Here is a 21249-nt window from a genome sequence, read left to right as displayed (position 1 = left end):
AGTGTTCCTTTTGCCCACACTATGCGCATCCGCTCAGCGACGCGCCTCCAACACTTGCGACATTAGTCCCGTCATTTGCGCCACCACCGGAAATCGCTCAACCAAGCTTCGACGGTATCAATCTCTCTACCCGCCGGAACAGGAACACGATAACGCCGGTAATCACCAGATAGCCCGCCGCGAGCAAGAGAAGTGGCTCATAAGTCAGGAATGTATCCTGACGCACGCGCGACGCCACCGAGTAGAGATCGACAACAGTGATCGTGGCAACGAGCGGTGTCGATTTGAGTTGCAGCACCGCTTCGCCCGCAAGCGTCGGCAAAGCCCGGTGGATGGCTTGCGGCAGCCAGATGCGGCGGAAGATGGTAAAGCGCGGCATTCCGAATGCACGGGCCGATTCGAGCTGCCCCTTCGGAACACCTGCGAAGGCACCTCGCATGACCTCGCCCTCGTAGCCTGCATAGGACAACGTCAAGGCAAGCACGGCGTAAGGCCAGGCCTGGCGCAGGTAAGGCCACAGCTCGGATCCTCTGATCCATGGATATTGCGGGAACAGCGAGCCAAGTCCGTAATAAAGCAGCCAAAGCTGGACCAGAAGCGGCGTGCCCCGGATGACGGTGCAAAACCATCGTGCCGGAATGGCCACGATCGCCGGACCGGAGGCCTGCGCCAGGCCCAGCGGCACCGCCAGCAGGAAGCCGAGGAAGACTGTAACGCACAATATCCAGATCGTCCGCCACAGGCCCTGCAATATCAGGCCGCCATAGTTCGGAAGCCATTCCCAGCGCATGAAATAAGCGGCCGACGCAACAAGCGCCAATCCGATCAGTATCAGAACAATGCGATGCGGCGGTAGTTTGCGCGCCTGAAGATTTGGGCCCGTGTCCTTGTGGATAGGAAATGTTTCGATAGGTGCTTCAAGAGGCGCTTCGGTCATCAGTGCGCCTCCCTGACGGAAGGCATGCCGCGCCGCGCCCGTTTCTCGACCCATTCGAGGATCACATTGGAGAACAGCGTTACAAACAGATAGAGCGCACCCGCCGCCAGGTAGAAAGTCATATAGGCCTTCGTCGCCCCCGCAGCCTGGCGGGTCTCCAGCGTCAATTCGCTGAACCCGACGACTGCCAGCAGCGCCGTGTCCTTCGTCGAGATGAGCCAGAGATTGGCAAGCCCCGGCAGGGCATGCGGCAGCATGGCCGGCAGGGTTATCCGGCGCATCATAAGCACGGGCGACATGCCATAGGCCCTCGCCGCTTCGATCTCGCCTTGCGGAATGGCCTTGATGGCGCCGCGCAGTACTTCGGTCGCATAGGCGCCCTGGACAAAGCCGAGAACCACGATACCCGCGACGAGGCCGCTTATATCTACGCGCTGGTATCCCATCCCCTCAAGGATGCGATTGATAAGGTCCGTCCCCGCGTAATAGAGCAGCAGGATCATGACGAGCTCGGGAATCGCCCGCACCAGCGTCGTATAGATTGCTGCGAGATCGCGCACGATAGGGCCGCCGTAAAGCTTGCCGTAGGCGCCCAGCGTTCCGATCATCAGGCCCATGCCGAACGCACCCAATGCAATCTGCAGGGACCGCACCAGCCCGCGCAGAAGATTGGCACCCCATCCCGGTGCAACAGGAGAAAGAAGGTCGAACATGCCGGTAATCCCGGCTGGAATAATCGATGCGTCGGCCAAGCCGTCCTCGATTCAGCATAACATGCGCGGTTTCAATCGATGAGCGAGCCGGAGCAGAAAACCTGCCCCGGCAGGCACCTTACCTAGCCGCCATAGACGTCGAAGGTGAAATACTTCTTCGAGATTTCATTATATTTGCCGCTGGCGCGGATATCCTTGATTGCGGCGTTGATCTTTTCCTTCATTTCTGTGTCGCCCTTGCGCAGGCCCACACCGACGCCCGGGCCGAGAATTTCGAGATCATCGGCCACCTTGCCCTTGATCTCGCAGCAGGCCTTGCCTTCAGGGGTCGCGACGAATGTCTCGAGCGCCAGTCCATCTGCTTGGGTTGCGTCGATGCGTCCGGCAGCCAGGTCCTGATTGGCCTCGTCCTGCGTCTGATATTCCTTGATCTCGGCCGCTGTGTCGGCGAAATGCTTCTTGGCATAAGCCTGGTGCACTGTCGAAACCTGCACGCCAAGGATCTTGCCCTTCAGGCCTTCCGGCGTCGCGTCCATTTTCTCGCCCTTGGTGCCAAGGATCATCGTCGGCGTATTGTAGTACTTGTCGGAGAAATCGATCGTCTTCTCACGCTCGGCGGTGATCGACATCGACGCGGCTATCATGTCGATCTTCTTCGTCGTCAACGCTGGAATGATGCCGTCCCACGAAACAGGCGTGATGACGCAATCGAGTTTTGCGGATTCGCACATCGCCATGGCGATTTCAACTTCCCAGCCCTGCCATTTGCCCGACGCGTCCGGAGAGGCGAACGGAGGATAGGGTTCGGCGGCAATACCAACCTTGACCTGCTCGGCGCTCGCTGCACCCATTCCGGCAACGACAAACGCCACGGCTGCTACCGTTGTTTTCAGAAAAGACTTCATTTTCATCTCCATTGTCTCCTGCTGTTCCCCGGGGTTACCCCCTGTCTTTGTTCATGACATTTATGAAACAGTGCGTATAAACTGTTTCAGACGCTCGGACTTTGGCGATCCGAACAATTCTTCCGGCGGTCCTTCTTCTTCGACGATGCCGTTGTGCAGGTACATGACGTGGCTTGCCACTTCGCGGGCAAACTTCATCTCATGCGTGACGAGCAGCATGGTCCGGCCCTCTTTCGCAAGGTCGGCAATGACCTTGAGAACCTCGCCCACGAGTTCAGGGTCGAGCGCCGATGTCGGCTCGTCGAACAGCATGACGCGCGGCTGAATTGCGAGCGCGCGGGCGATGGCGCCCCGCTGCTGCTGCCCGCCCGACATATAGGCGGGATAGACGTCGCGTTTGGCTGAAAGACCGACGCGCTCGAGAAGCTGTTCGCCTATGGCCATCGCTTCATCGCGTTTCATGCCGAGCACATGCACCGGCACTTCGATAACGTTCTGTATCAGCGTCATGTGCTGCCACAGGTTGAAGTTCTGGAATACCATGCCAAGCCGGCTGCGAATTCGCTCGATCTGGCGGCGGTTGGCCGGCACTTGGCCGCCATGGCCGTCGCCGACCATTTTCACGTCTTCGCCATTGATGCGAATGACGCCACTGGTCGGATTTTCGAGAAAATTGATACAGCGAAGAAACGTGGACTTGCCCGAGCCACTGCCGCCGATCATGGCAACGACGTCGCCGTCCTTGGCGGTCATGGAAACGCCTTTGAGCACTTCAAGCGCGCCGAACCGCTTGTGCAGGTTCTCGATGTGGATGGCTTCGGCCTGCTCGGCCGCGCCTGACTGGAGGGGGTCCGCCGCAACGGCAACAGTCGCCGTCATTCCGGAATTCCCGCGCATAGCAGTCGTGCATGCTCAATCATCAACTATTCGATCCGCCTCTTTTGTCAGCATGGGTCTTGATTGCCCGAATTTAGCCCATCACACCACTTGCGCTCTAATTATGCAAGCGTATAAATACCGGCAGAAGCAATTTTTCGAGAGTTCAGCAAATGTCATTCGGTTCGCAGTCCATGGCCCTCCCCTTGAAACGCGTCATCATGCGCATGCCGGACAGGGTCATGGCCGGTGCCGAACGTAACGTCTGGCATTATGGGCCGCAGTTCGATGCGCGGCGGGCATCCGAGCAGCACAAGGTCTTTGCCGATCTTGTCGCCCGGTCGGGTGCCGCCATCACCTGGATTCGCGACGGCAATGATGCCTTGTCGGATTCGATTTTCACTCATGACCCCTCGCTCGTCACCGATAGTGGCGCAGTTCTCCTGCGAATGGGCAAGAGCCTGCGGCTTGATGAGCCCGATCTGCATCATGAAACCTACCGCGAGATGGACGTGCCCGTTCTCGGCCGCATCGAAGCGCCGGGCACTGTCGAAGGTGGCGATTGCGTTTGGGTCGATAGCAAGACGCTGGCTGTCGGTCGCGGTGTTCGCACCAACCAGTCCGGCATCGAACAGCTCTCGGCGATCCTGAAGCCGCTGGGCATCACTGTCCTTGGCTTCGACCTGCCGCTCTGGCATGGCGAAGAAGCCTGCCTGCATCTGATGTCGATCATTTCCCCCTTGGCCGAGGATTTGGCGCTGGTGCATCTGCCGCTCATGCCGGCGGCCTTCTACCAGCTGCTGAAGGAACGCGGAATCCGTCTTGTCGTGGCGCCGGAAGAAGAGTTTGCCGCGAGCAACGGGCTCAATCTCAATGTCTTGCCGACCGCCCCTTATGAAGTGATTGCCGTGGCAGGTTTCGAAAAGACCAAGGCAGCAATGGAAGCAGCAGGCTGCACGGTCACGACGTTCGAAGCCGATGCGCTATGTATCGCCTGCGAGGGCGGGCCAACCTGCCTGACGCGGCCCGTCTGGCGCCAATGAAAACCCAGACTGCCACACGCAAGAGCTTCCGCCGCGAGGGCGAGGACAAGCGCCGCGAAGATTTGATCGCGGCAACACTTGAATGTGTGGCGGAGCGTGGTCTCGCGGGGGCTACCGTGCGCGAGATCGCCTTGCGTGCTGGCGTGACCGCCGGTCTCATCCGCTACTATTTTCCCGCCAAGGACGATCTGATCAGCGCGGCCTATCGCGCCGTCATGAAACGAATGACGGTCCAGGCAAGCGATGCACTGAAAAGTGCCGCCGATGATCCGCGCGATCGCCTCAATGCCTTTGTGAAGGCCAATCTCGGTCAGCCAATCATGGATCCCGATAATCTTTCGCTTTGGGCGGGATTCATCGCGATGGTTCATGCCGATCCAGCGATGGCTTTGGCGCACCGGGATGGCTATCTCGGCTTCCGCGACGAATTGGAAGCGCTGATCCGCCAAGCCCTGCTGGCCGCCGGCAAGCCGGCTGAGCCGGTTCATACCCGCCGCCACGCCATCGCCGTCAACGCGATCATCGACGGGCTGTGGCTGGAAGGCTGTCTCGCTGGCGACATTTTTGCCGATGGAGAATTGGCCGAGACCGGTATAGCCGCTATCGAAGCCGTACTTGCAATTTCTCTCAATCCTGAAAAAGGAGGCGCGATATGATGCGCTATGCGTCTGTCACCGAACGTCTTGCCGGGCTTGGATCCGACAAATGGGCTGTCCATTTCCGCGCGCGCCAAATGAAGCAGGCCGGACACGAGATCATCGAACTGACGATCGGCGAGCCCGATATACCAACGCCAACCGACATGATAGACGTCGCCGAACGCGCAATGCGTGCGGGCCGGACCGGCTATTCCAGCGGTCGCGGCGAACCGGCCTTGCTTGCGGCGCTTTCTGCGAAATACACCCAACGCGCGGGCCGGCCAATTGGCCCGGAAAACATCATGTGTTTTTCCGGCACGCAGACAGCCCTCGCTATGGTCATGATGGGACTTGCCGAAGAAGGCGATGAAATCATCACCGGCGATCCGCTCTATGCTACGTATGACGGTGTTGTCCGTGCCACCGGCGCGACGCGTGTTTCCGTCCCGCTGCGGCCCGAAAAAGGTTTCCGCATGCAGGCCGCCGATCTCGAGAAGGTCATTACGCCCCGATCAAGGGTCCTGCTGCTCAACAGCCCCCACAATCCCACCGGCGCTGTTCTCAGCACCGACGACATCGCGGAGATCGGTGAGGTCTGTATCAGGCACAATCTGTGGATCGTCTCCGACGAGGTTTATGAACTGATGATATACGACGGCGCTTTCGCCTCGCCGCTGGATCGCCCCGAGCTAGCCGACCGGGTGATTGCCGTTGCATCCATTTCAAAATCCCATGCCGCTCCCGGTTTCCGCAGCGGCTGGTGCATCGCCCCGAAGGAATTTACGGAGCGCCTGCTGCCTTTGTCCGAATCCATGCTTTTTGGTGGACAGCCCTTCATTGCGGACATGACGGCCTATGCCCTCGGCCGTCCGTCCGCCGCGGCCGCCACCATGCGTGAAAGCTTTTTGCGCCGCGCCCGGCGCATCTCGGAACGTCTGGACGGCAAGGCGGGCATCGTCTCCAAAGTCCCGCAAGCCGGAATGTTCATCCTCGCGGACATCCGCGCAACCGGGCTCTCCGGCCAGGAGTTCGCGATGCGCCTTCTCGAAGAGGAACTTGTCGCGGTGATGCCCGGCGAATCCTTCGGCGACAATCTGTCAGGCTATCTGCGCCTCAGCCTCAGCGTTGCCGATGACAAGATCGACGCCGCCTGCGCCGGTATTGTTCGCCTCGCCTCGCGCCTGCAACAACGGAAATCCGCATGACCACTGTCGGTGAAGCCCTCGTCCATCTGCTCGAATCCTATGATGTCGATACGGTTTTCGGCATTCCTGGCGTTCACACTATCGAACTCTACCGCGGCCTCGCCGGCTCCAAGATCCGCCACATCACGCCGCGCCATGAACAGGGCGCCGGTTTCATGGCCGATGGATATGCAAGGGCCACTGGCAAGCCGGGAGTCGCCTTCGTCATTACGGGACCGGGCATTACCAATACCATAACCGCGATGGGTCAGGCGCGGGCCGATTCCATTCCCATGCTGGTCATTTCCGGCGTAAACCAGCGTGAGTCGCTGGGCAAGGGCATGGGTTTCCTGCATGAACTGCCCAATCAGCGCGCCATGCTTCAAACCGTCGCCATGTTCTCGCATCGCATCGAAACGCCCGATGAGCTGCCTATCGTTCTTGCGCGTGCTTTCGCGCTTTTTGCCTCCCGGCGTCCCGGTCCAGTTCACATCGAGATCCCGCTCGATGTGATGGCGCTGCCGCTCGACGGGGCGGAGCGTTTGCCCTCCGACGCGCCCATCCCGCACGCCTCGCCCGAGACGATGGCGGAACTCACCCGCCTGTGCCTCGGCGCCGAACGGCCGGTTATCCTGATCGGCGGCGGCGCGAAGGCTGCGGCAATCCCGTTGCAAACGCTTGCCGAAAGGCTCGATGCGCCGGTGATTGCGACCACGAATGCGCGTGGCATCATGCATGGCCATCCCCTCCTTGTTCCCGCAAGCCCAAGCCTCAGGCCCTGCCGCGAACTGCTCGCCGACAGCGATCTCGTCCTCGCCATCGGAACGGAGATGGGCCCGACTGATTATGACATGTATGGCGAGGGCGGTTTTCCGGACCTGAAGCGGCTCGTTCGCATCGACATCGATGCAGCGCAACTCGATCGCCACCCGGCCTTCATGCCGATCGAGGCTTCGGCCAGGGAAACTGTCGAGGCGCTCGCCGCTGCCCTTCCAGAGCGTCGCAACACCCATGCTGGCGCGCAACGCGCGCAGCAAACGCGCGATGCGGCCTGGGCTCATATCGGCCAACGCTATCAGGGCATGGTCCGCTTCCTTGATATTCTGCGCGATACTTTGCCGGCTTCTCTCATCGTCGGCGATTCCACGCAAGCCGTCTACGCCGGCAACATGTACTATGATCATGATCGTGTCGGTGGCTGGTTCAATGCCGCCACAGGTTTCGGCGCACTCGGTTTTGGCCCTCCAGCCTCTATCGGAGCATCGCTCGGAAAGCCGGAAACGTCGACGATCTGCATCGTCGGCGATGGCGGGTTTCAATTCGTCCTCGGCGAACTTGGCGCGGCAGTCGATGAGAATGTACCCGTGATTTTCGTCGTCTGGAACAACCAGGGCTACCAGGAAATCGAACGCGCCATGGTGGAAGTCGATATCGATCCCATAGGTGTGCGTCCATCGGCACCGGACTACCTGAAAATCGCAGAGGCTTACGGAGTGGCGTCGCAGCGCTTGGCGAACATCTCGCAACTGCCAGCAGCCTTGCTCGACGCCAAGGCGAGCGGAAAGCCGTATCTCGTTGAAATTGATGAAAAACTGATAGTTTAATGCGCTACACGGATTGCATTCAACAATTCAGGAACGGCGTCGCAAAAGGCAAAGCCTTTGCCGCATGCGGGCTTCTCGACCACCGGGTGTAAGACTATCGTTGAATGACCTTTTCAAAAGGACTTTCACAAAAACAAACAAAGGGAACTACGATGAAAGCATTGTTATTGAGCGGTGTCATGGCATTTGCGCTGCTCGGCGCTGCGGGCGGTGCATCCGCCGCTGAATGCGGCAACGTCACCATTGCAAGCATGAACTGGCAGTCCGCCGAAGTTCTGGCCAATCTCGACAAGATCATTCTCGAGTCCGGCTATGGTTGCCAGGCCGAGATCATCCAGGGAGACACGATCCCGACCCTCACCTCGATGACCGAGAAAGGCCAGCCCGATATCGCCCCTGAAGGCTGGATCGATTTCATGCGCGATATCATGGACAAGGCGGTTGCAGACGGCAAGCTCGTCTACGCCTCCAAGTCGCTGTCGGACGGCGGTGTGCAGGGCTGGTGGATCCCGAAATATCTCGCCGACGCCCATCCCGACATCAAGACCATCGATGATGCGCTGAAACATCCGGAGCTTTTCCCCGCCCCCGAGGATTCTTCGAAGGGTGCCGTGTTCAACGGACCTGCCGGCTGGGGCGGCACTGTCGCAACCACGCAATTCTTCAAGGCCTATGACGCCGAGAAGAAAGGCTTCACACTCGTCGACACCGGCTCGGCTGCCGGCCTCGATGGCGCACTGGCAAAGGCCTATGAGCGCAAGGAAGGCTGGCTCGGTTATTACTGGGAGCCCACGGCACTTCTCGGAAAATATCCGATGGTCAAGCTTGACCATGGCGTAAAATTCGAAGCCGCCGAGTGGAAACGCTGCAACACCGTCGCCGATTGCCCGGATCCGAAGAAGAACGATTGGGAAATCGCCGAAGTCGATACGGTCGTCACCAAGAAGTTCAGCGACGCAGCGGGACCGGCCATGGATTACCTCAAGGCACGTTCGTGGGACAACAAGACCGTCAACACGCTTCTGGCCTGGATGACCGACAATCAGGCGACCGGCGAAGACGGCGCGAAATACTTCCTCAAGAACCACGAGGATATCTGGACCAAGTGGGTCAGCGCCGACGCTGCCGAAAAGATCAAGGCCGCAATCAACTAACAGGACAGCCGGTTATCTCTCCCCTTGTGGGAGAGAAAGCGATTTCAGCATCTTAGCTTCTTCAGCTAAGTGCTAGAAATCGCCAGAGAGGGGATTTCAAACTCTCTACATCATCCCCTCTCTTGGATTTTCTAAGGATTAAGCAAGGGCTAAACCCAAGAAAATCCTTTCTCCCCCACAAGGGGGGAGATAAAGCCCTCTAAAACCTTGTCGCGTATCTCAGCCCGTCATAAATCGCCGCGTGTATATTGCGGGCGTGGACTGCATCGCCAATCCGCAGGAGATCGAACGTGCCCTCTCCGCGCAGCGGAAAAATCGCGCCTCCATTGACCAGCCGGTCGTAATCCACGGCGCCGCCATTGCGCGACAAGGGCTTCAGCTCACGGTAGAGATCATCGATCGGCAAAGTGCCGTGTTCGACCACCACCTGATCTACCAGACGCTCTTCCCGATAGTCCGGCGCGAAATCCGATCCGAGCGTCGCGACAAGCTGGTTGCCGTTGCGCGCAAGGCTGACAAGCCGCGTGTTGATCGTCACCCGTACGCCCTTTTCCTGGAAGGCACGCATGTAGGGCACGTGGTTCATGCCGCCCATCTCCGGCGCGAAAAACCGCTCGGGACTGACGAGTTCGAGCCTTGAACCCGAGCGCGCAATCATCTCCGCAGCGCTCATGCCCTGATGCCCGCCATTGTCATCATAAAGGAGCACATTCTCGCCCGGCTTGACTGCGCCAGCCAGGATATCCCAACTCGAGACCACCAGGTCGTCGCCCGCCGTTAATGGCGGGTTGTGCGGCAGACCGCCCGTCGCGATCACCACCACATCGGGCGCCAGCCCAAGCACGTCGCCGGCCTCGGCCCAGACGTTGTAGCGCAGCGAGACACCGAGCCGATCGAGTTCATCCAGGCGCCAATCGACAATGCCGATCATCTCCTTGCGCCGCGGATTTTGCGATGCGAGCCGCACCTGTCCGCCAGCCTGATCCGATGCCTCCAGCACGTGGACCCTATGACCGCCCTCCGCCGCAACTCGCGCAGCCTCAAGCCCGGCCGGGCCTGCACCGACGACGACCACGTTGCGCGGGGCCTGCGCTCTTGCAATCACATGCGGCATGGTCTGCTCGCGCCCGGTGGCCGCGTTGTGCACGCACAGCGCCTCGCCGCCTTCATAGATCCGGTCGAGGCAATAGGTGGCACCGACGCATGGCCGGATACGATGTTCCTCGCCGGCCATGATCTTGCGCACGATATGCGGGTCGGCCAGATGCGCCCGGGTCATGCCGACCATGTCTAGCTTGCCTTCGGCAACCGCATGGCGTGCCGTCGCGACATCGGCGATGCGCGCGGCATGGAATGTCGGAAATTTTGTCTGCTGGCGGATTTCACCGGCAAAGTCGAGATGCGGCGCGGACCGCATTCCCTGGATAGGGATGACCTCGTTCAACGCCGCGTCCGTTTCGATGTGGCCGCGAATGATGTTAAGAAAATCGAACTTGCCCGAATCAGCTATGCGCCGGGCGATCTCGACGCCTTCTGCCTTCGAAAGCCCCTGCTCCCAGTCCTCGTCTGCCACCATGCGAATGCCGACGATGAAATCCGGGCCGACCAATTTACGCACGGCATCGATGACAGCAAAGGTAAAGCGCAGCCGGTTGTCCAGCGAACCGCCATATTCGTCATCGCGATGATTGGTGGCGGGCGACCAGAACCCGTCCATCAGGTGCCCATAGGCCTCGAACTCGATGCCGTCGAGCCCCGCCGCCTGCATCCGCTGCGCCGCAGCCGCATAATCGCCGATGATACGTTCGATATCCCATTCCTCCGCTTCCTTCGGGAAGGCGCGGTGCGCAGGCTCCCGTATAGGGGAAGCCGAAACCACAGGCAGCCAGTCTGCCTTGTTCCAGCTGGTGCGGCGGCCGAGATGCGTCAGCTGGATCATCACCGCCGCGCCGTGCTCATGGCAGTCGTCGGTGAGTTCGCGCAGCCACGGCACGATCTCGTCCTTGTAGGCATGGAGATTGCCGAAGGCTGGCGGCGACTCGCGCGAGACGACCGCGGAGCCCGCAGTCATGGTCAGCGCGATACCGCCCCTTGCCTTCTCGGCGTGGTAGAGCCGATAGCGCTCCTTCGGCATGCCGTCTTCCGAATAGGCAGGCTCGTGGCTGGTCGACATGATGCGGTTCTTGAGCCGCAAATGTTTGAGCTGATAAGGTTGCAGCAGCGGATCGTCATGTGATGGCAATGGACCAGGTTCCCTCTGTCCAGATTCCCTCTGTCTGGAACGATCCTACCTCTGTCCCCGCGCCCGCAGTTTCTCCCCCGCGACGTGTTCTGGTACGGAGCCGTCGCCGAACACACTTGCAGCATCGAACGCTTATAACCTCGTAATCCCCAACGCCTTGGCAATGGACCTTAGCGGAGACGTTATTTTCCATGACCTGGAATTGAGGATCATTTCAGCTCGGCGGCGCTCATCGTGTGCACCCGAAATCGCGTACAGCTCTGTGTCGAACAGCGACCAATCTGCGGGCTTGTGGAACACACCCAGCGTATCACCCCATATCGACGCATGATCTGCAAGATCACTCTTTACTTCCAAAACGGTAAGTCCGCTCCACTTGCCCAAAGTTCTGAAGCCGTCAGGATAAAACCGCCAACAATCAATTGGATATCGATGTTCGAACCCTTTGGATGGAGCAATTATGAATGCTTTGCCGTTCGGTTTCAAAACTCTCGCAATCTCGAGCATAGCGATCCAGAAGTATTCCATGTGCTCAAATGCCTGGCCAGATACGACGGCATCGAACGAATCGTTGTCGAAAGGTAACTTGTGTGGATCGGTAGAAACTACATCGACATTCGGTCCTTCAGTTTGGTCAAAACCGGTATAACTCCACTCAATGCGTGCAAATATTGGCTTATAACTTCCGTTGACGTCGTAACTACCAACATCGAGAATGTTTAGAGGGGTTATATTACCAAGATGCTCGTTGATGGCTGCTTCCATCTGGTTATATGAAGAAGGGTGCATGTTTGCTTTCGTTTGGGATAATTTACGCGTCCGAGAATGTATGTGTCCGCCACAGCGCAGTGCTGTACCGGATCCGGATCGCTCGTATTAAAATGCTAGCAATCTGAAACTGCCGGAGTTTCAATCTCCAGTCTAAAAAGTCAATTTCATCGAAAAAAAGACGCAATTCGCTCTGGTCTAAAATCTCCGTATTTGATAGTGAAACCATATTGTACCGATTTTTTTATACAAAGTAATTAAAAAACATGGATTTTTCAAATGAAGTTTGCAGCTGCACTGGCTAGTCCTGATCATTTTACAACACCGGGACCTTGGGTCGGACACATTCCTTTCGCGCATTGGGTAATATATTCCCTTAAGCCGCAATCCCTGGTTGAGTTGGGTACTTACCGTGGCAACTCATATATGAATTTCTGTCAATCTATTCTGGCCAACAACGTACCGACCAGGGCATACGCTGTTGATACTTGGAAGGGCGACGAGCATAGCGGTTACTATGGCAATGAAATATTCCTTGAACTTAAGAAAAAGCATGATCCACTTTACGGTAGTTTCTCACAGCTACTTCAAATGTCATTCGATGAAGCAAGGCCACGCTTTCAGAACGGCTCGATTGACCTTCTGCATATAGACGGACTTCATACATATGACGAAGTCAAGCATGACTTCGAGAACTGGCTGCCTGCGATGAGCAATCGTGGGGTCGTTATGTTTCACGACACGGATGTCTATCAGGGATCTTTTGGTGTCCATAGGTTGTGGGACGAAGTCTCGAAAAATTATAAGTCGTTTCGATTTAATCACAGTAATGGACTTGGCGTTCTTCTGGTTGGAGAGAAATGCCCCAACGAACTAGTCGAGCTAGCTGACCATAAGGATTCTAATCCAAACTGGCGTGAAGCGCACCGATTCTTCACTGCTGTTGGCGCTTCACTAGAATGGCGAGCTGTCGCTGAACAGAATGCCCACACCTCGGTAGCGCGCGAGCTAGAGCTTCAAAAGCAAATCGACTCGAACGAGATAGAATTTGAAAACACCTTGCGGGAAAGTCGTGAGCAGATTAATCAACTAAAGAAGCGCCTTGTACAAAAAGAGTTTGAAGTACGAGAATACAGCGCTAAAGCCTATGCAGCCGAGGCAGTTGTTCAAGAATTGGCTTCGGTACGATCATCTACAAGCTGGAAAATTACAAAACCTGTTCGCACAGTCGGGACGTATTTGCGAAAGTTCAAGACGGCGGTGCGCTTACTAGCCACAGGAGACCTTGAATCGCTGCGGCAACGACTGAGAGTGCGTGCCGCTAAACCGCCGATACCCGGGAACGCCGTTCGCCATTGGCAGGTCGAGCGAGACAGGATCGTCTCAACGCCGCGGTTGGCGGCGGCAACCCATATCATGATTATAGCAACTGAACATACAATGTACGTGGCGCATTTGATGACGAAAGCCCTCCGGCGCGCGAACATAATCGTCTCAATCACCAATTCGATGCCACAGGAGTTCGAGAGTGATTTCTATATAGTTATTTGCCCTCAGATGTTCAGCACCCAGCCTCCGCAGGAGAAGAGGATTGCTGTACAAATGGAACAATCCGTAAGTTCCAGATGGTTCACGCCCGAGTATTTAAGTCTCCTCGAAAATTCACTTTGTGTGTTTGACTACTCATCGAAGAATCTTGAGTTTCTGGCCACGAAGAATATTGCTTATCCCTTGACATATTATGTTCCCGTTGGAGCTTTCCCAGACTATGGCAATTGGTTGATATCCTCTGAAAAGTGGGAGGAAATTGCTGCGGACGAACAATGTGACGTCCTTTTTTATGGAGATGTTAATAGTGAACGTCGCCGTCTTATGCTCTCCGCGCTTCAACAGAAGTTTAAAGTCAGAATAGTCGGAAATATGTTTGGGGCGAGCCTGTACCGGGCAATTCGAGGCGCCAAAGTTATCGTAAATATCCACTACTACGAGGGCGCACTGCTGGAGACGACTCGTATTTACGAATGTCTGTCGCTCGGCGCCAGAGTTATTTCGGAGGTGGGATCCGATCAAGACGATCATGGTTCACTTCAGACACTGGTCTCTTTTGTGCCGATCGGCAACATGGATGCGATGGTTCAGGCTGTCGCCAAAGAACTCCAGCGCCCTCAATTGGAATTTTCCAGCAAATTGACAGACTCAAACAATCAGTTTGAATTCATGCTGTTCCGCGCGACGTATGGAGTGGGCATAATCGATTACAAGACGTTTGAAACACTCACCATGAGTTTTAAGTCTACTGGCGCCAAGATCGCGCTTAGTCTGCCGGAAACTGTCGAACGTCGGCAATATTTTCAAAGTCAAAAGCGAGACGATGTGGTGATTTTTGACGGGGTGCGAAAACGACCCGGTTGGATCGGTGCGGCATACAGCTACAAATATCTCGCGACCCAAGTCCTCAGATCGAGAATGGATCAAGTCGTGATCTACGAAGATGATGCTGAGTTCTATGTAGACCATGATGAAAAAATGGCAAAGATAACCCGGTTCCTGGACGAGAATTCTGGAGCATGGGATGTTTTTTCGGGCTTTATTTCAGACCTTCACGCCAACGCACACATTCTGGACGTCATCGACAACGATGGTGTGACATACGTCGTTTTGGACAAAATGGTCAGCATGGTTTTCAACATCTATAACCGCAAGACCCTAGAGTTGATTTCGCGTTGGGAAGACAGCGATCGGAATATTATGAATAATTCAATAGACCGGTATCTGGAGAAGTCCGATCTAACAACAGTGACTACCCTCCCATTCCTTGTTGGTCACCATGAGAATTTTGCTTCATCTATATGGCCCGTTCATAATCGCGATATGAGAGAGATGATCTCCAAAAGTGAGAGGTTGCTGGCAGAAAAAGTGAGGGATTTTCGCACTCGGAGAAGAATAGACGCGGAAAACAATGGATTGGTTTCACCTCAAGCCACCTCACGCCAACTAGAAGTCTCGGCATAAATTACCTGCTTGCGAGCTCGCACCACGTCACAGTCGCGGGAATAATTTATGTGAAGTAAAGAGCGAAACTTCATTCGAACCCCTACGGTTGGGATCACTTGAGAAATCACATTATTGCACATGCCAAGTTCTAGGCATTCACGTAAACGTTGAGCGCCAAGGGGCGGAAATGAATTTCTTTAATATAGATGATGCGACCCAAACGAATGATCAATTCACATCGCCCAATCTAAACAACGCGCTCGCTGCAGTATCTTTCTTTTGTTTAGCAATAACTTACCACATGTTACCACAGTTGATAGTTTTCGGCCACGATGAGGTTATATACTATGACAACGTAAAATTTAAGCTTGTCGAAGAAGGGAGATGGATCAACTTCCTTCTCCACGATGCTCTTCGTCAGTTACCGCCCCCCTTAACGTCGATTGTATTCGTATCATTGATCTGGACAGCGGCCTACTGGCTTTCACGACGATCATGCCCGCCGGCGATAAGCTGCGCGATCGCAGTACTGATCGTATCCAACCCAACGGTTGTGGAAGGCAGCCTTTGGCCTACCGTACATTTGCTTGAACCTATCGCCTTGCTTGTCCTCCTAAAAATTTATGACCAATTCAAATCAGTTGTCTTGATCTATTTGCTAGCGGGTCTTATCTTTTTTGGACTTCCGCAACATTTTTATTTTCTGACACCGCTTATATTCTTCGGTTCGGACCGCCCTTTGTCCATACGAGGATTGGCATATCACTGCCTGTTATTCGCAGGTGGCTCGGTACTCGGATTGATGGTATCATTGCTATGGGTATATATTTTGGCAGGTCAGATTGGCCTGACTGTCGCAGACTGGAGGATGGCGCATCCAATTTCTGAATTTGCTGATCTGCTTAGGAACATCAAATACGCTCTCATATCACTTTATGATAATACTCGTAACATCTTAAATATAATGTCTGGGGGGCACACCGTGGCTCTCTTGGCCGCATTAGTTGTTCTCTGCGCATTTTTAGCGACCGACATTTTATCACGAGGAGTGAGAGAAGACAGGTTTCTTCTGGTACTTTCGGCGATAAGTTTCTTTGTTTTTTCTGTACCGCTTGCGCCCGTTATCCAGACTCGCAGTTTGGTAGCCCTCTCGACATCGATAATTTTACTATTGTTTGTCTACACAGGAAAATCCAAGCATATCCTTTCAGCGACTTGTGTGCTGGTTACAGCGGCGTCATGGAACCAAGCTACTTATGCATATAACTATTTCATCGATCATCACGAGCGGGTCGATTTTGCCGCTCTTAAATTAAAATCTCTGCTCGACGAATCATCTCCCAATTTCGATTCGGTTGCAGTTTTTGGGAAACTCAATCCTTCTTCTGCGGAGGCAGGCTCAGTAAACTCACCAGTCTACCTGCACCCAATTGTACTATCGACAGGGGTACGACGCTTCGTCGATTGTCGCGTCCCGAGCGTGGAATGCTCACGCATATCCTCGACATTAGCGATGGAGGGAATTTCGCCGCGAGGATCCTATCAATGGATAGGCACTACAGGAAAAGTAGGGGTAATCCGCCTGAACGAGGTGTCTGACAATTAGTCTATTGCTTTCTGGGCGACAAGCACTTGGGCGGAAGGAGTTCTATCATGCCGTTGTGTTGCCAGCGTGAGCCGGGCAGTGCTACTCCCTTAGCCGATATGTCATCGCAAAATGGCGGCACGAGGCCGCCATTTTTGCAATAACTCATCACATTCAAAGTGAGAATGGTGCGGTCGAGAAGACTCGAACTTCCACGTCTTGCGACACAGCGACCTCAACGCTGCGCGTCTACCAATTCCGCCACGACCGCACTGTGGTAGAAGCCGAACATGTCGGCTTGGCGCTAGTAGCAAATAGGTTTCAGCTAAACAAGCCCTATCGTCGACTATCGCGATTGTTTTTCGCCGATGCGCTTAAAACACGCCCATACTCCCATGCGACTGGAAATCGCCTGAGAAAAGGTCCATATCCCGCGCACCCAGTCTCGACCTGCCAGATCTCCAGCGCAGGCAACCGCAACGGATACGAATCTCGCATCATGAAGACCAGCCGCGACAATCTCGTCCCCGCATTCTTGCCAACGGATGGATCGTCCCCGGTGGAGTGGCTGATTGCCGATGGCCTCACCGATTATGACGATGCGCTCGCCTTCATGGAGAGCCGCGTTGCGGCGATCCGGGATGGCGCGGCGCGCGAACTCGTCTGGCTCGTCGAGCATCCGCCGCTCTATACGGCCGGCACCAGCGCCAAGGCGGGTGATCTCCTGGCTGCCGACCGGTTCCCGGTCTACGCCACCGGGCGCGGCGGCGAATATACCTATCATGGTCCCGGCCAGCGCGTTGCTTATGTCATGCTCGATCTGAAGCGGCGCCGCGAGGATATCCGCGCCTTCGTCACCGCGCTCGAACAGTGGATCATCGCCACCCTCGCCGCGTTCAATGTCAGGGGCGAGCGGCGCGAGGATCGCGTCGGCGTCTGGGTGATGCGACCGGAGCGGCCCGCCCTGCCCGATGGCTCGCCCGCCGAGGACAAGATCGCCGCCATCGGCATCCGCCTGCGCAAGTGGGTCAGCTTTCACGGCATCTCGATCAATGTCGAACCGGAGCTTGCGCATTTCGACGGCATAGTTCCCTGCGGCGTGCGCGGCCATGGCGTCACCAGCCTTGTCGATCTCGGCCTGCCGGTGGATATGCACGACCTCGATCAGGCTCTGCTCGATGCGTTCGGCGATGTGTTCGGGCCAGTGGAGCGTTAGTTGTGACACGGAATGCCGTCTATCTCTCCCCTTGTGGGAGAGAAAGGATTTTCCTGGATTTAGCCTCTCTGCTAAATCCTTGGAAAATCCAAGTGAGGGGGTAGTTCAGTGAGGCAAATCCCCTCTCTGGCGATTTCTAGCACTTAGCAAAGGGCTAAGATGCTGAAATCGCTTTCTCCCCCACAAGGGGGAGATAATCGGCATCAACGTTTTCAAATAAACTCCATGATCACCGCATCAACAGCCAGGCTGTCGCCCTGCCTGGCGTTGATCGCCGACACCGTCAGGTCGCGGTCGGCGCGCAGCACATTCTCCATCTTCATCGCTTCGACGATGGCCAGTGTCTCGCCAGCCTTGACCTCCTGCCCCTCCGACACGTTGATGGAGACGATCAGACCGGGCATCGGGCATAGCAGCAGCTTCGACGTATCCGGCGGTATTTTCACCGGCATCAGCTTTTCCAGCGCCGCCACGTGGGTCTGCATGGCGTGCGCGATGATGGACATGCCCTTCCAGTCGATGCGCATACCATTGAGAACCGGGCGCAACTGCGCCTTTACCGCGCGGTCGTCGACATAGCCGCTCCAAACGGCATCGCCCGGATGCCAGTCGCTGCGAATAGTGACGACATCGCCGCCCCGAAGCGAAAGCTCGATTTTCACGGGCGGCCTGGCGGCACATGCGGCGATCGTGATCGGCACATAATCGTCTTTGATCCGCACCTCCCATTCGGTGCGCGCCTTGCCCGTATGCGGGCGCAGCCTGTCGCCCAAGCGATCGAGCCGCTCCTTGCGCACCAGTTCGGCAGCCAGGGCAATCGCCGCCAAAACGTCGCGATCCTCATCGGTCGGTGAAACCGGTTTAAAGCCCTCAGGGAATTCCTCGGCGATGAAGGCGGTCGAAAGCCGCCCTTCCCGCCAGCGAGGATGCTGCATCAGCGCCGCGAGGAACGGTAAATTGTGTTCGATACCGTCCACCACTAATGCATCCAGCGCATCGGCCATGGCGTCGATGGCTTCGGGCCGTGTCGGCGCCCAGGCACAGAGCTTGGCGACCATCGGATCGTAGAACATCGAGATTTCCGAGCCCTCGGTCACCCCGGTGTCGTTGCGGATGATCGCCTTGCCGACCGGACCCTCCTCGGGAGGGCGATAGCGGGTCAGCCGTCCGATCGATGGCAGGAAATTGCGATACGGATCTTCCGCATAGAGCCGGCTTTCGATGGCCCAGCCGTTCAGCTTCACATCCGCCTGCCTGATCGCCAGCTTCTCGCCTGCCGCAATAAGGATCATCTGTTCCACCAGATCGATCCCGGTGATCAGTTCGGTAACCGGGTGCTCCACCTGCAGGCGCGTGTTCATCTCGAGAAAATAGAAGTTCCGATCCTTGTCGACGATGAATTCGACCGTTCCGGCGCTCTGGTAATCAACCGCTTTCGCCAACGCCACAGCCTGCTCGCCCATTGCCCTGCGCGTCGCCTCGTCGAGAAAGGGTGACGGCGCTTCTTCCACCACCTTCTGGTTGCGCCGCTGCACCGAACACTCGCGCTCGCCGAGATAAATGCAGCTACCAAAGCTGTCGGCCAGCACCTGAATCTCGATATGGCGCGGGTCGACGATGAATTTCTCGATGAAGACCCGCTCGTCGCCAAAGGAATTGCGCGCTTCGGACGTGGCGCGTTCGAAACCGTCACGCACCTCCGATTCGTTCCAGGCGATGCGCATTCCTTTGCCGCCGCCACCGGCGGAAGCCTTGATCATCACGGGATAGCCGATTTCGCCGGCGATCCGCTCCGCATGGGCCGGGTCGGTGATGACGTCGAGAAAGCCCGGGACCGTGCTCACCTTGGCCGCATTGGCGAATTTCTTCGATTCGATCTTGTCGCCCATGGCGATGATCGCCTTGGGCTTTGGCCCGATGAAGATGATCCCCTGCTTTTCCAGCGCTTCGCAGAAGGATGCACGTTCGGAAAGAAATCCATAGCCTGGATGAACGGCCTCGGCGCCGGTCTCCTTGCACGCGGCGATGATCCGGTCGGCCACGAGATAGCTTTCGGCCGCAGCAGCCGGCCCGATATGCACGGCCTCGTCGGCCATCTCCACATGCACCGCATCGCGATCCGCATCGGAATAAACCGCAACGGTGGCAATTCCCATCTTGCGCGCAGTTTTGATGACGCGGCAGGCAATCTCGCCACGGTTGGCAATCAGTATCTTTTTGAACAAAGCAAACCTCCCAACAGGTCTTTGTTTCTATTGCCAAACTTCGTTCTACTCAACTGCTTCTTGTCAGTTATACGCAGGCTCGCCAGAGCCCGAACCAAAATCCGCCAGGGGGTGGCGAAAATGGTGGTTTTCGAGCACCGGAGCGCAGCGTACGTTTTGGTACGTGAGCACCGGAGCGCAGAAAACCGCCATTTGCAGCCCCTCCATGGCGAATTTTCGTTCATGCTCTCGCTTTGCGTTTGCCCTCGCGCCATATCAGATAGGCCCCGGAAGCGACGATGATCGCGATGCCAAGCCACTTCGATGCGCTGGGAAATTCGCTGAAGACAAAAAGCCCGATGAGCACGGCCATGACGATTTCAAGATATTGAAACGGCGCCAGCAGCGAGGCCGGGGCAAGACGCGAGGCATTGGTGATCAGCTGGTGCCCCGTTGTCGCAATCACACCCATCAACAAGAGCAAGGACCATGACAGGGCATTGGCAGGGAGGCTGAACATCATGTCGCCGAGCTCATAGGCCGCCCCAAAGAACAGTGCGACGAGAACCGTCAATGTGCCGCCTACTCCCGCATATAATTGCATGACGAGCGGCGTGTCGGCGGTGCCGTAGCGACGGTTCAGCATCAGGTAGAGCGCGAAGGAAGCGGCGGTCACCAGCGGCAGGATCGAAACCCAGCCGAACAGTTCCCAGCTCGGCTGAATGACGATCAGTGTACCGATAAAACCGGTTGCGACAGCTATCCACCTGCGCCAGCCGACATGCTCCTTGAGGACGATTGCCGAAAGCATCGTCAGCATCAACGGCTCGACGAAAAACACCGCTATCGCGTCCGCCAGGGGCATGTACTTGATCGCCGCATAAAAACAAAGACCGCCGACGCCCATGAGGAAACCGCGAAACAGGTTGCCCCACAGCTTGACCGGTCGCAGCGATCCCAGCCCCGTCGTGGGGACAATGATGAGTGCCGCGAGCACCGCCTGAAATGCAAACCGGAACAGCGTTACGGTACCCGGCGACACGCTGTCCACCGTTGAAAGCCACTTGGCGATCGCGTCCATGATGGGCAAAAGGAACATCGCCCCCGCCATAAGCGAAACACCCTGCAATTGTTGCGAGGTCGTATTCTCCATGGTGGCGATCTTTCTGGATGAAGCGGCAGACAT

At 56.5% G+C, this 21249-nt stretch carries 16 protein-coding genes and 1 tRNA gene; 8 read left to right on the top strand and 9 right to left on the bottom strand.

The window, feature by feature from the left end; all coding sequences use genetic code 11:
• Window positions 1-97 precede the first annotated feature (97 nt).
• The 4 genes from CU100_RS10635 to CU100_RS10620 form a co-directional block, all read right to left on the bottom strand.
• Window positions 98-937 carry an ABC transporter permease gene (locus CU100_RS10635; RefSeq protein ID WP_106716551.1) on the bottom strand — a complete coding sequence of 280 codons (840 nt, stop codon included), beginning with the start codon at window positions 935-937 and terminating at the stop codon, window positions 98-100.
• Complete coding sequence (locus CU100_RS10630) at window positions 937-1650, bottom strand: ABC transporter permease (protein WP_106717221.1); 714 nt, start codon at window positions 1648-1650, stop codon at window positions 937-939. The genes CU100_RS10635 and CU100_RS10630 overlap by 1 nt, the downstream gene beginning before the upstream one ends.
• A 122-nt stretch (window positions 1651-1772) precedes the next feature.
• Window positions 1773-2555 (bottom strand): transporter substrate-binding domain-containing protein, encoded by a 783-nt coding sequence (locus CU100_RS10625; RefSeq protein ID WP_106717220.1) that lies wholly within the window; start codon window positions 2553-2555, stop codon window positions 1773-1775.
• A gap of 60 nt (window positions 2556-2615) precedes the next feature.
• Window positions 2616-3434: an ABC transporter ATP-binding protein gene (locus CU100_RS10620; RefSeq protein ID WP_106716550.1), complete on the bottom strand. Its 819-nt coding sequence runs from the start codon at window positions 3432-3434 to the stop codon at window positions 2616-2618.
• A 170-nt stretch (window positions 3435-3604) separates the two neighbouring features.
• Between CU100_RS10620 and CU100_RS10615 the strand changes: the two genes are divergently transcribed.
• From CU100_RS10615 to CU100_RS10595, 5 genes are all read left to right on the top strand, one after another.
• Window positions 3605-4474, top strand: coding sequence for a dimethylarginine dimethylaminohydrolase family protein (locus CU100_RS10615; RefSeq protein ID WP_106716549.1), 870 nt, complete (start codon window positions 3605-3607; stop codon window positions 4472-4474).
• Complete coding sequence (locus CU100_RS10610) at window positions 4471-5130, top strand: TetR family transcriptional regulator C-terminal domain-containing protein (protein WP_106716548.1); 660 nt, start codon at window positions 4471-4473, stop codon at window positions 5128-5130. The genes CU100_RS10615 and CU100_RS10610 overlap by 4 nt, the downstream gene beginning before the upstream one ends.
• Window positions 5130-6317: a pyridoxal phosphate-dependent aminotransferase gene (locus tag CU100_RS10605; RefSeq protein ID WP_106717219.1), complete on the top strand. Its 1188-nt coding sequence runs from the start codon at window positions 5130-5132 to the stop codon at window positions 6315-6317. Before CU100_RS10610 ends, CU100_RS10605 begins: the two co-directional genes overlap by 1 nt.
• The gene (locus tag CU100_RS10600; protein WP_106716547.1) at window positions 6314-7900 is read left to right on the top strand and encodes a 5-guanidino-2-oxopentanoate decarboxylase; all 1587 of its coding nucleotides are present in this window, start codon (window positions 6314-6316) and stop codon (window positions 7898-7900) included. Before CU100_RS10605 ends, CU100_RS10600 begins: the two co-directional genes overlap by 4 nt.
• A 152-nt stretch (window positions 7901-8052) precedes the next feature.
• Window positions 8053-9054, top strand: coding sequence for an ABC transporter substrate-binding protein (locus CU100_RS10595; protein WP_106716546.1), 1002 nt, complete (start codon window positions 8053-8055; stop codon window positions 9052-9054).
• A 199-nt stretch (window positions 9055-9253) separates the two neighbouring features.
• On the opposite strand, the gene CU100_RS10590 is transcribed toward CU100_RS10595, so the two are convergent.
• Window positions 9254-11296 (bottom strand): NADH:flavin oxidoreductase, encoded by a 2043-nt coding sequence (locus tag CU100_RS10590; protein ID WP_106716545.1) that lies wholly within the window; start codon window positions 11294-11296, stop codon window positions 9254-9256.
• Window positions 11297-11428: 132 nt separating this feature from the next.
• Window positions 11429-12085, bottom strand: coding sequence for a class I SAM-dependent methyltransferase (locus CU100_RS10585; RefSeq protein WP_106716544.1), 657 nt, complete (start codon window positions 12083-12085; stop codon window positions 11429-11431).
• 258 nt (window positions 12086-12343) lie between these two features.
• Here CU100_RS10585 and CU100_RS10580 point away from each other — a divergent pair, with 258 nt between their 5' ends.
• Together CU100_RS10580 and CU100_RS10575 are read left to right on the top strand one after the other, a co-directional pair.
• Window positions 12344-15076, top strand: a complete 2733-nt coding sequence (locus CU100_RS10580; RefSeq protein ID WP_106716543.1) for a class I SAM-dependent methyltransferase — start codon at window positions 12344-12346, stop codon at window positions 15074-15076.
• A 169-nt stretch (window positions 15077-15245) separates the two neighbouring features.
• Window positions 15246-16664 carry a hypothetical protein gene (locus CU100_RS10575; protein WP_106716542.1) on the top strand — a complete coding sequence of 473 codons (1419 nt, stop codon included), beginning with the start codon at window positions 15246-15248 and terminating at the stop codon, window positions 16662-16664.
• A gap of 165 nt (window positions 16665-16829) precedes the next feature.
• Here CU100_RS10575 and CU100_RS10570 read toward each other — a convergent pair.
• A tRNA-Leu gene (locus CU100_RS10570) sits at window positions 16830-16914 on the bottom strand.
• A 228-nt stretch (window positions 16915-17142) separates the two neighbouring features.
• Between CU100_RS10570 and lipB the strand changes: the two genes are divergently transcribed.
• Complete coding sequence (gene lipB, locus CU100_RS10565; RefSeq protein WP_106716541.1) at window positions 17143-17859, top strand: lipoyl(octanoyl) transferase LipB; 717 nt, start codon at window positions 17143-17145, stop codon at window positions 17857-17859.
• 212 nt (window positions 17860-18071) lie between these two features.
• On the opposite strand, the gene CU100_RS10560 is transcribed toward lipB, so the two are convergent.
• Together CU100_RS10560 and CU100_RS10555 are read right to left on the bottom strand one after the other, a co-directional pair.
• Window positions 18072-20084: an acetyl-CoA carboxylase biotin carboxylase subunit gene (locus tag CU100_RS10560; RefSeq protein WP_106716540.1), complete on the bottom strand. Its 2013-nt coding sequence runs from the start codon at window positions 20082-20084 to the stop codon at window positions 18072-18074.
• Window positions 20085-20304: 220 nt separating this feature from the next.
• The gene (locus tag CU100_RS10555; RefSeq protein WP_106717218.1) at window positions 20305-21216 is read right to left on the bottom strand and encodes a DMT family transporter; all 912 of its coding nucleotides are present in this window, start codon (window positions 21214-21216) and stop codon (window positions 20305-20307) included.
• Between the last annotated feature and the right edge of the window lie 33 nt (window positions 21217-21249).

The sequence above is a fragment of the Phyllobacterium endophyticum genome (genome assembly GCF_003010935.1).
GTDB lineage: Bacteria > Pseudomonadota > Alphaproteobacteria > Rhizobiales > Rhizobiaceae > Phyllobacterium > Phyllobacterium endophyticum.
Note: the sequence above shows the minus strand (reverse complement) of the source record. Positions and strands in the feature narration are given on the sequence as shown.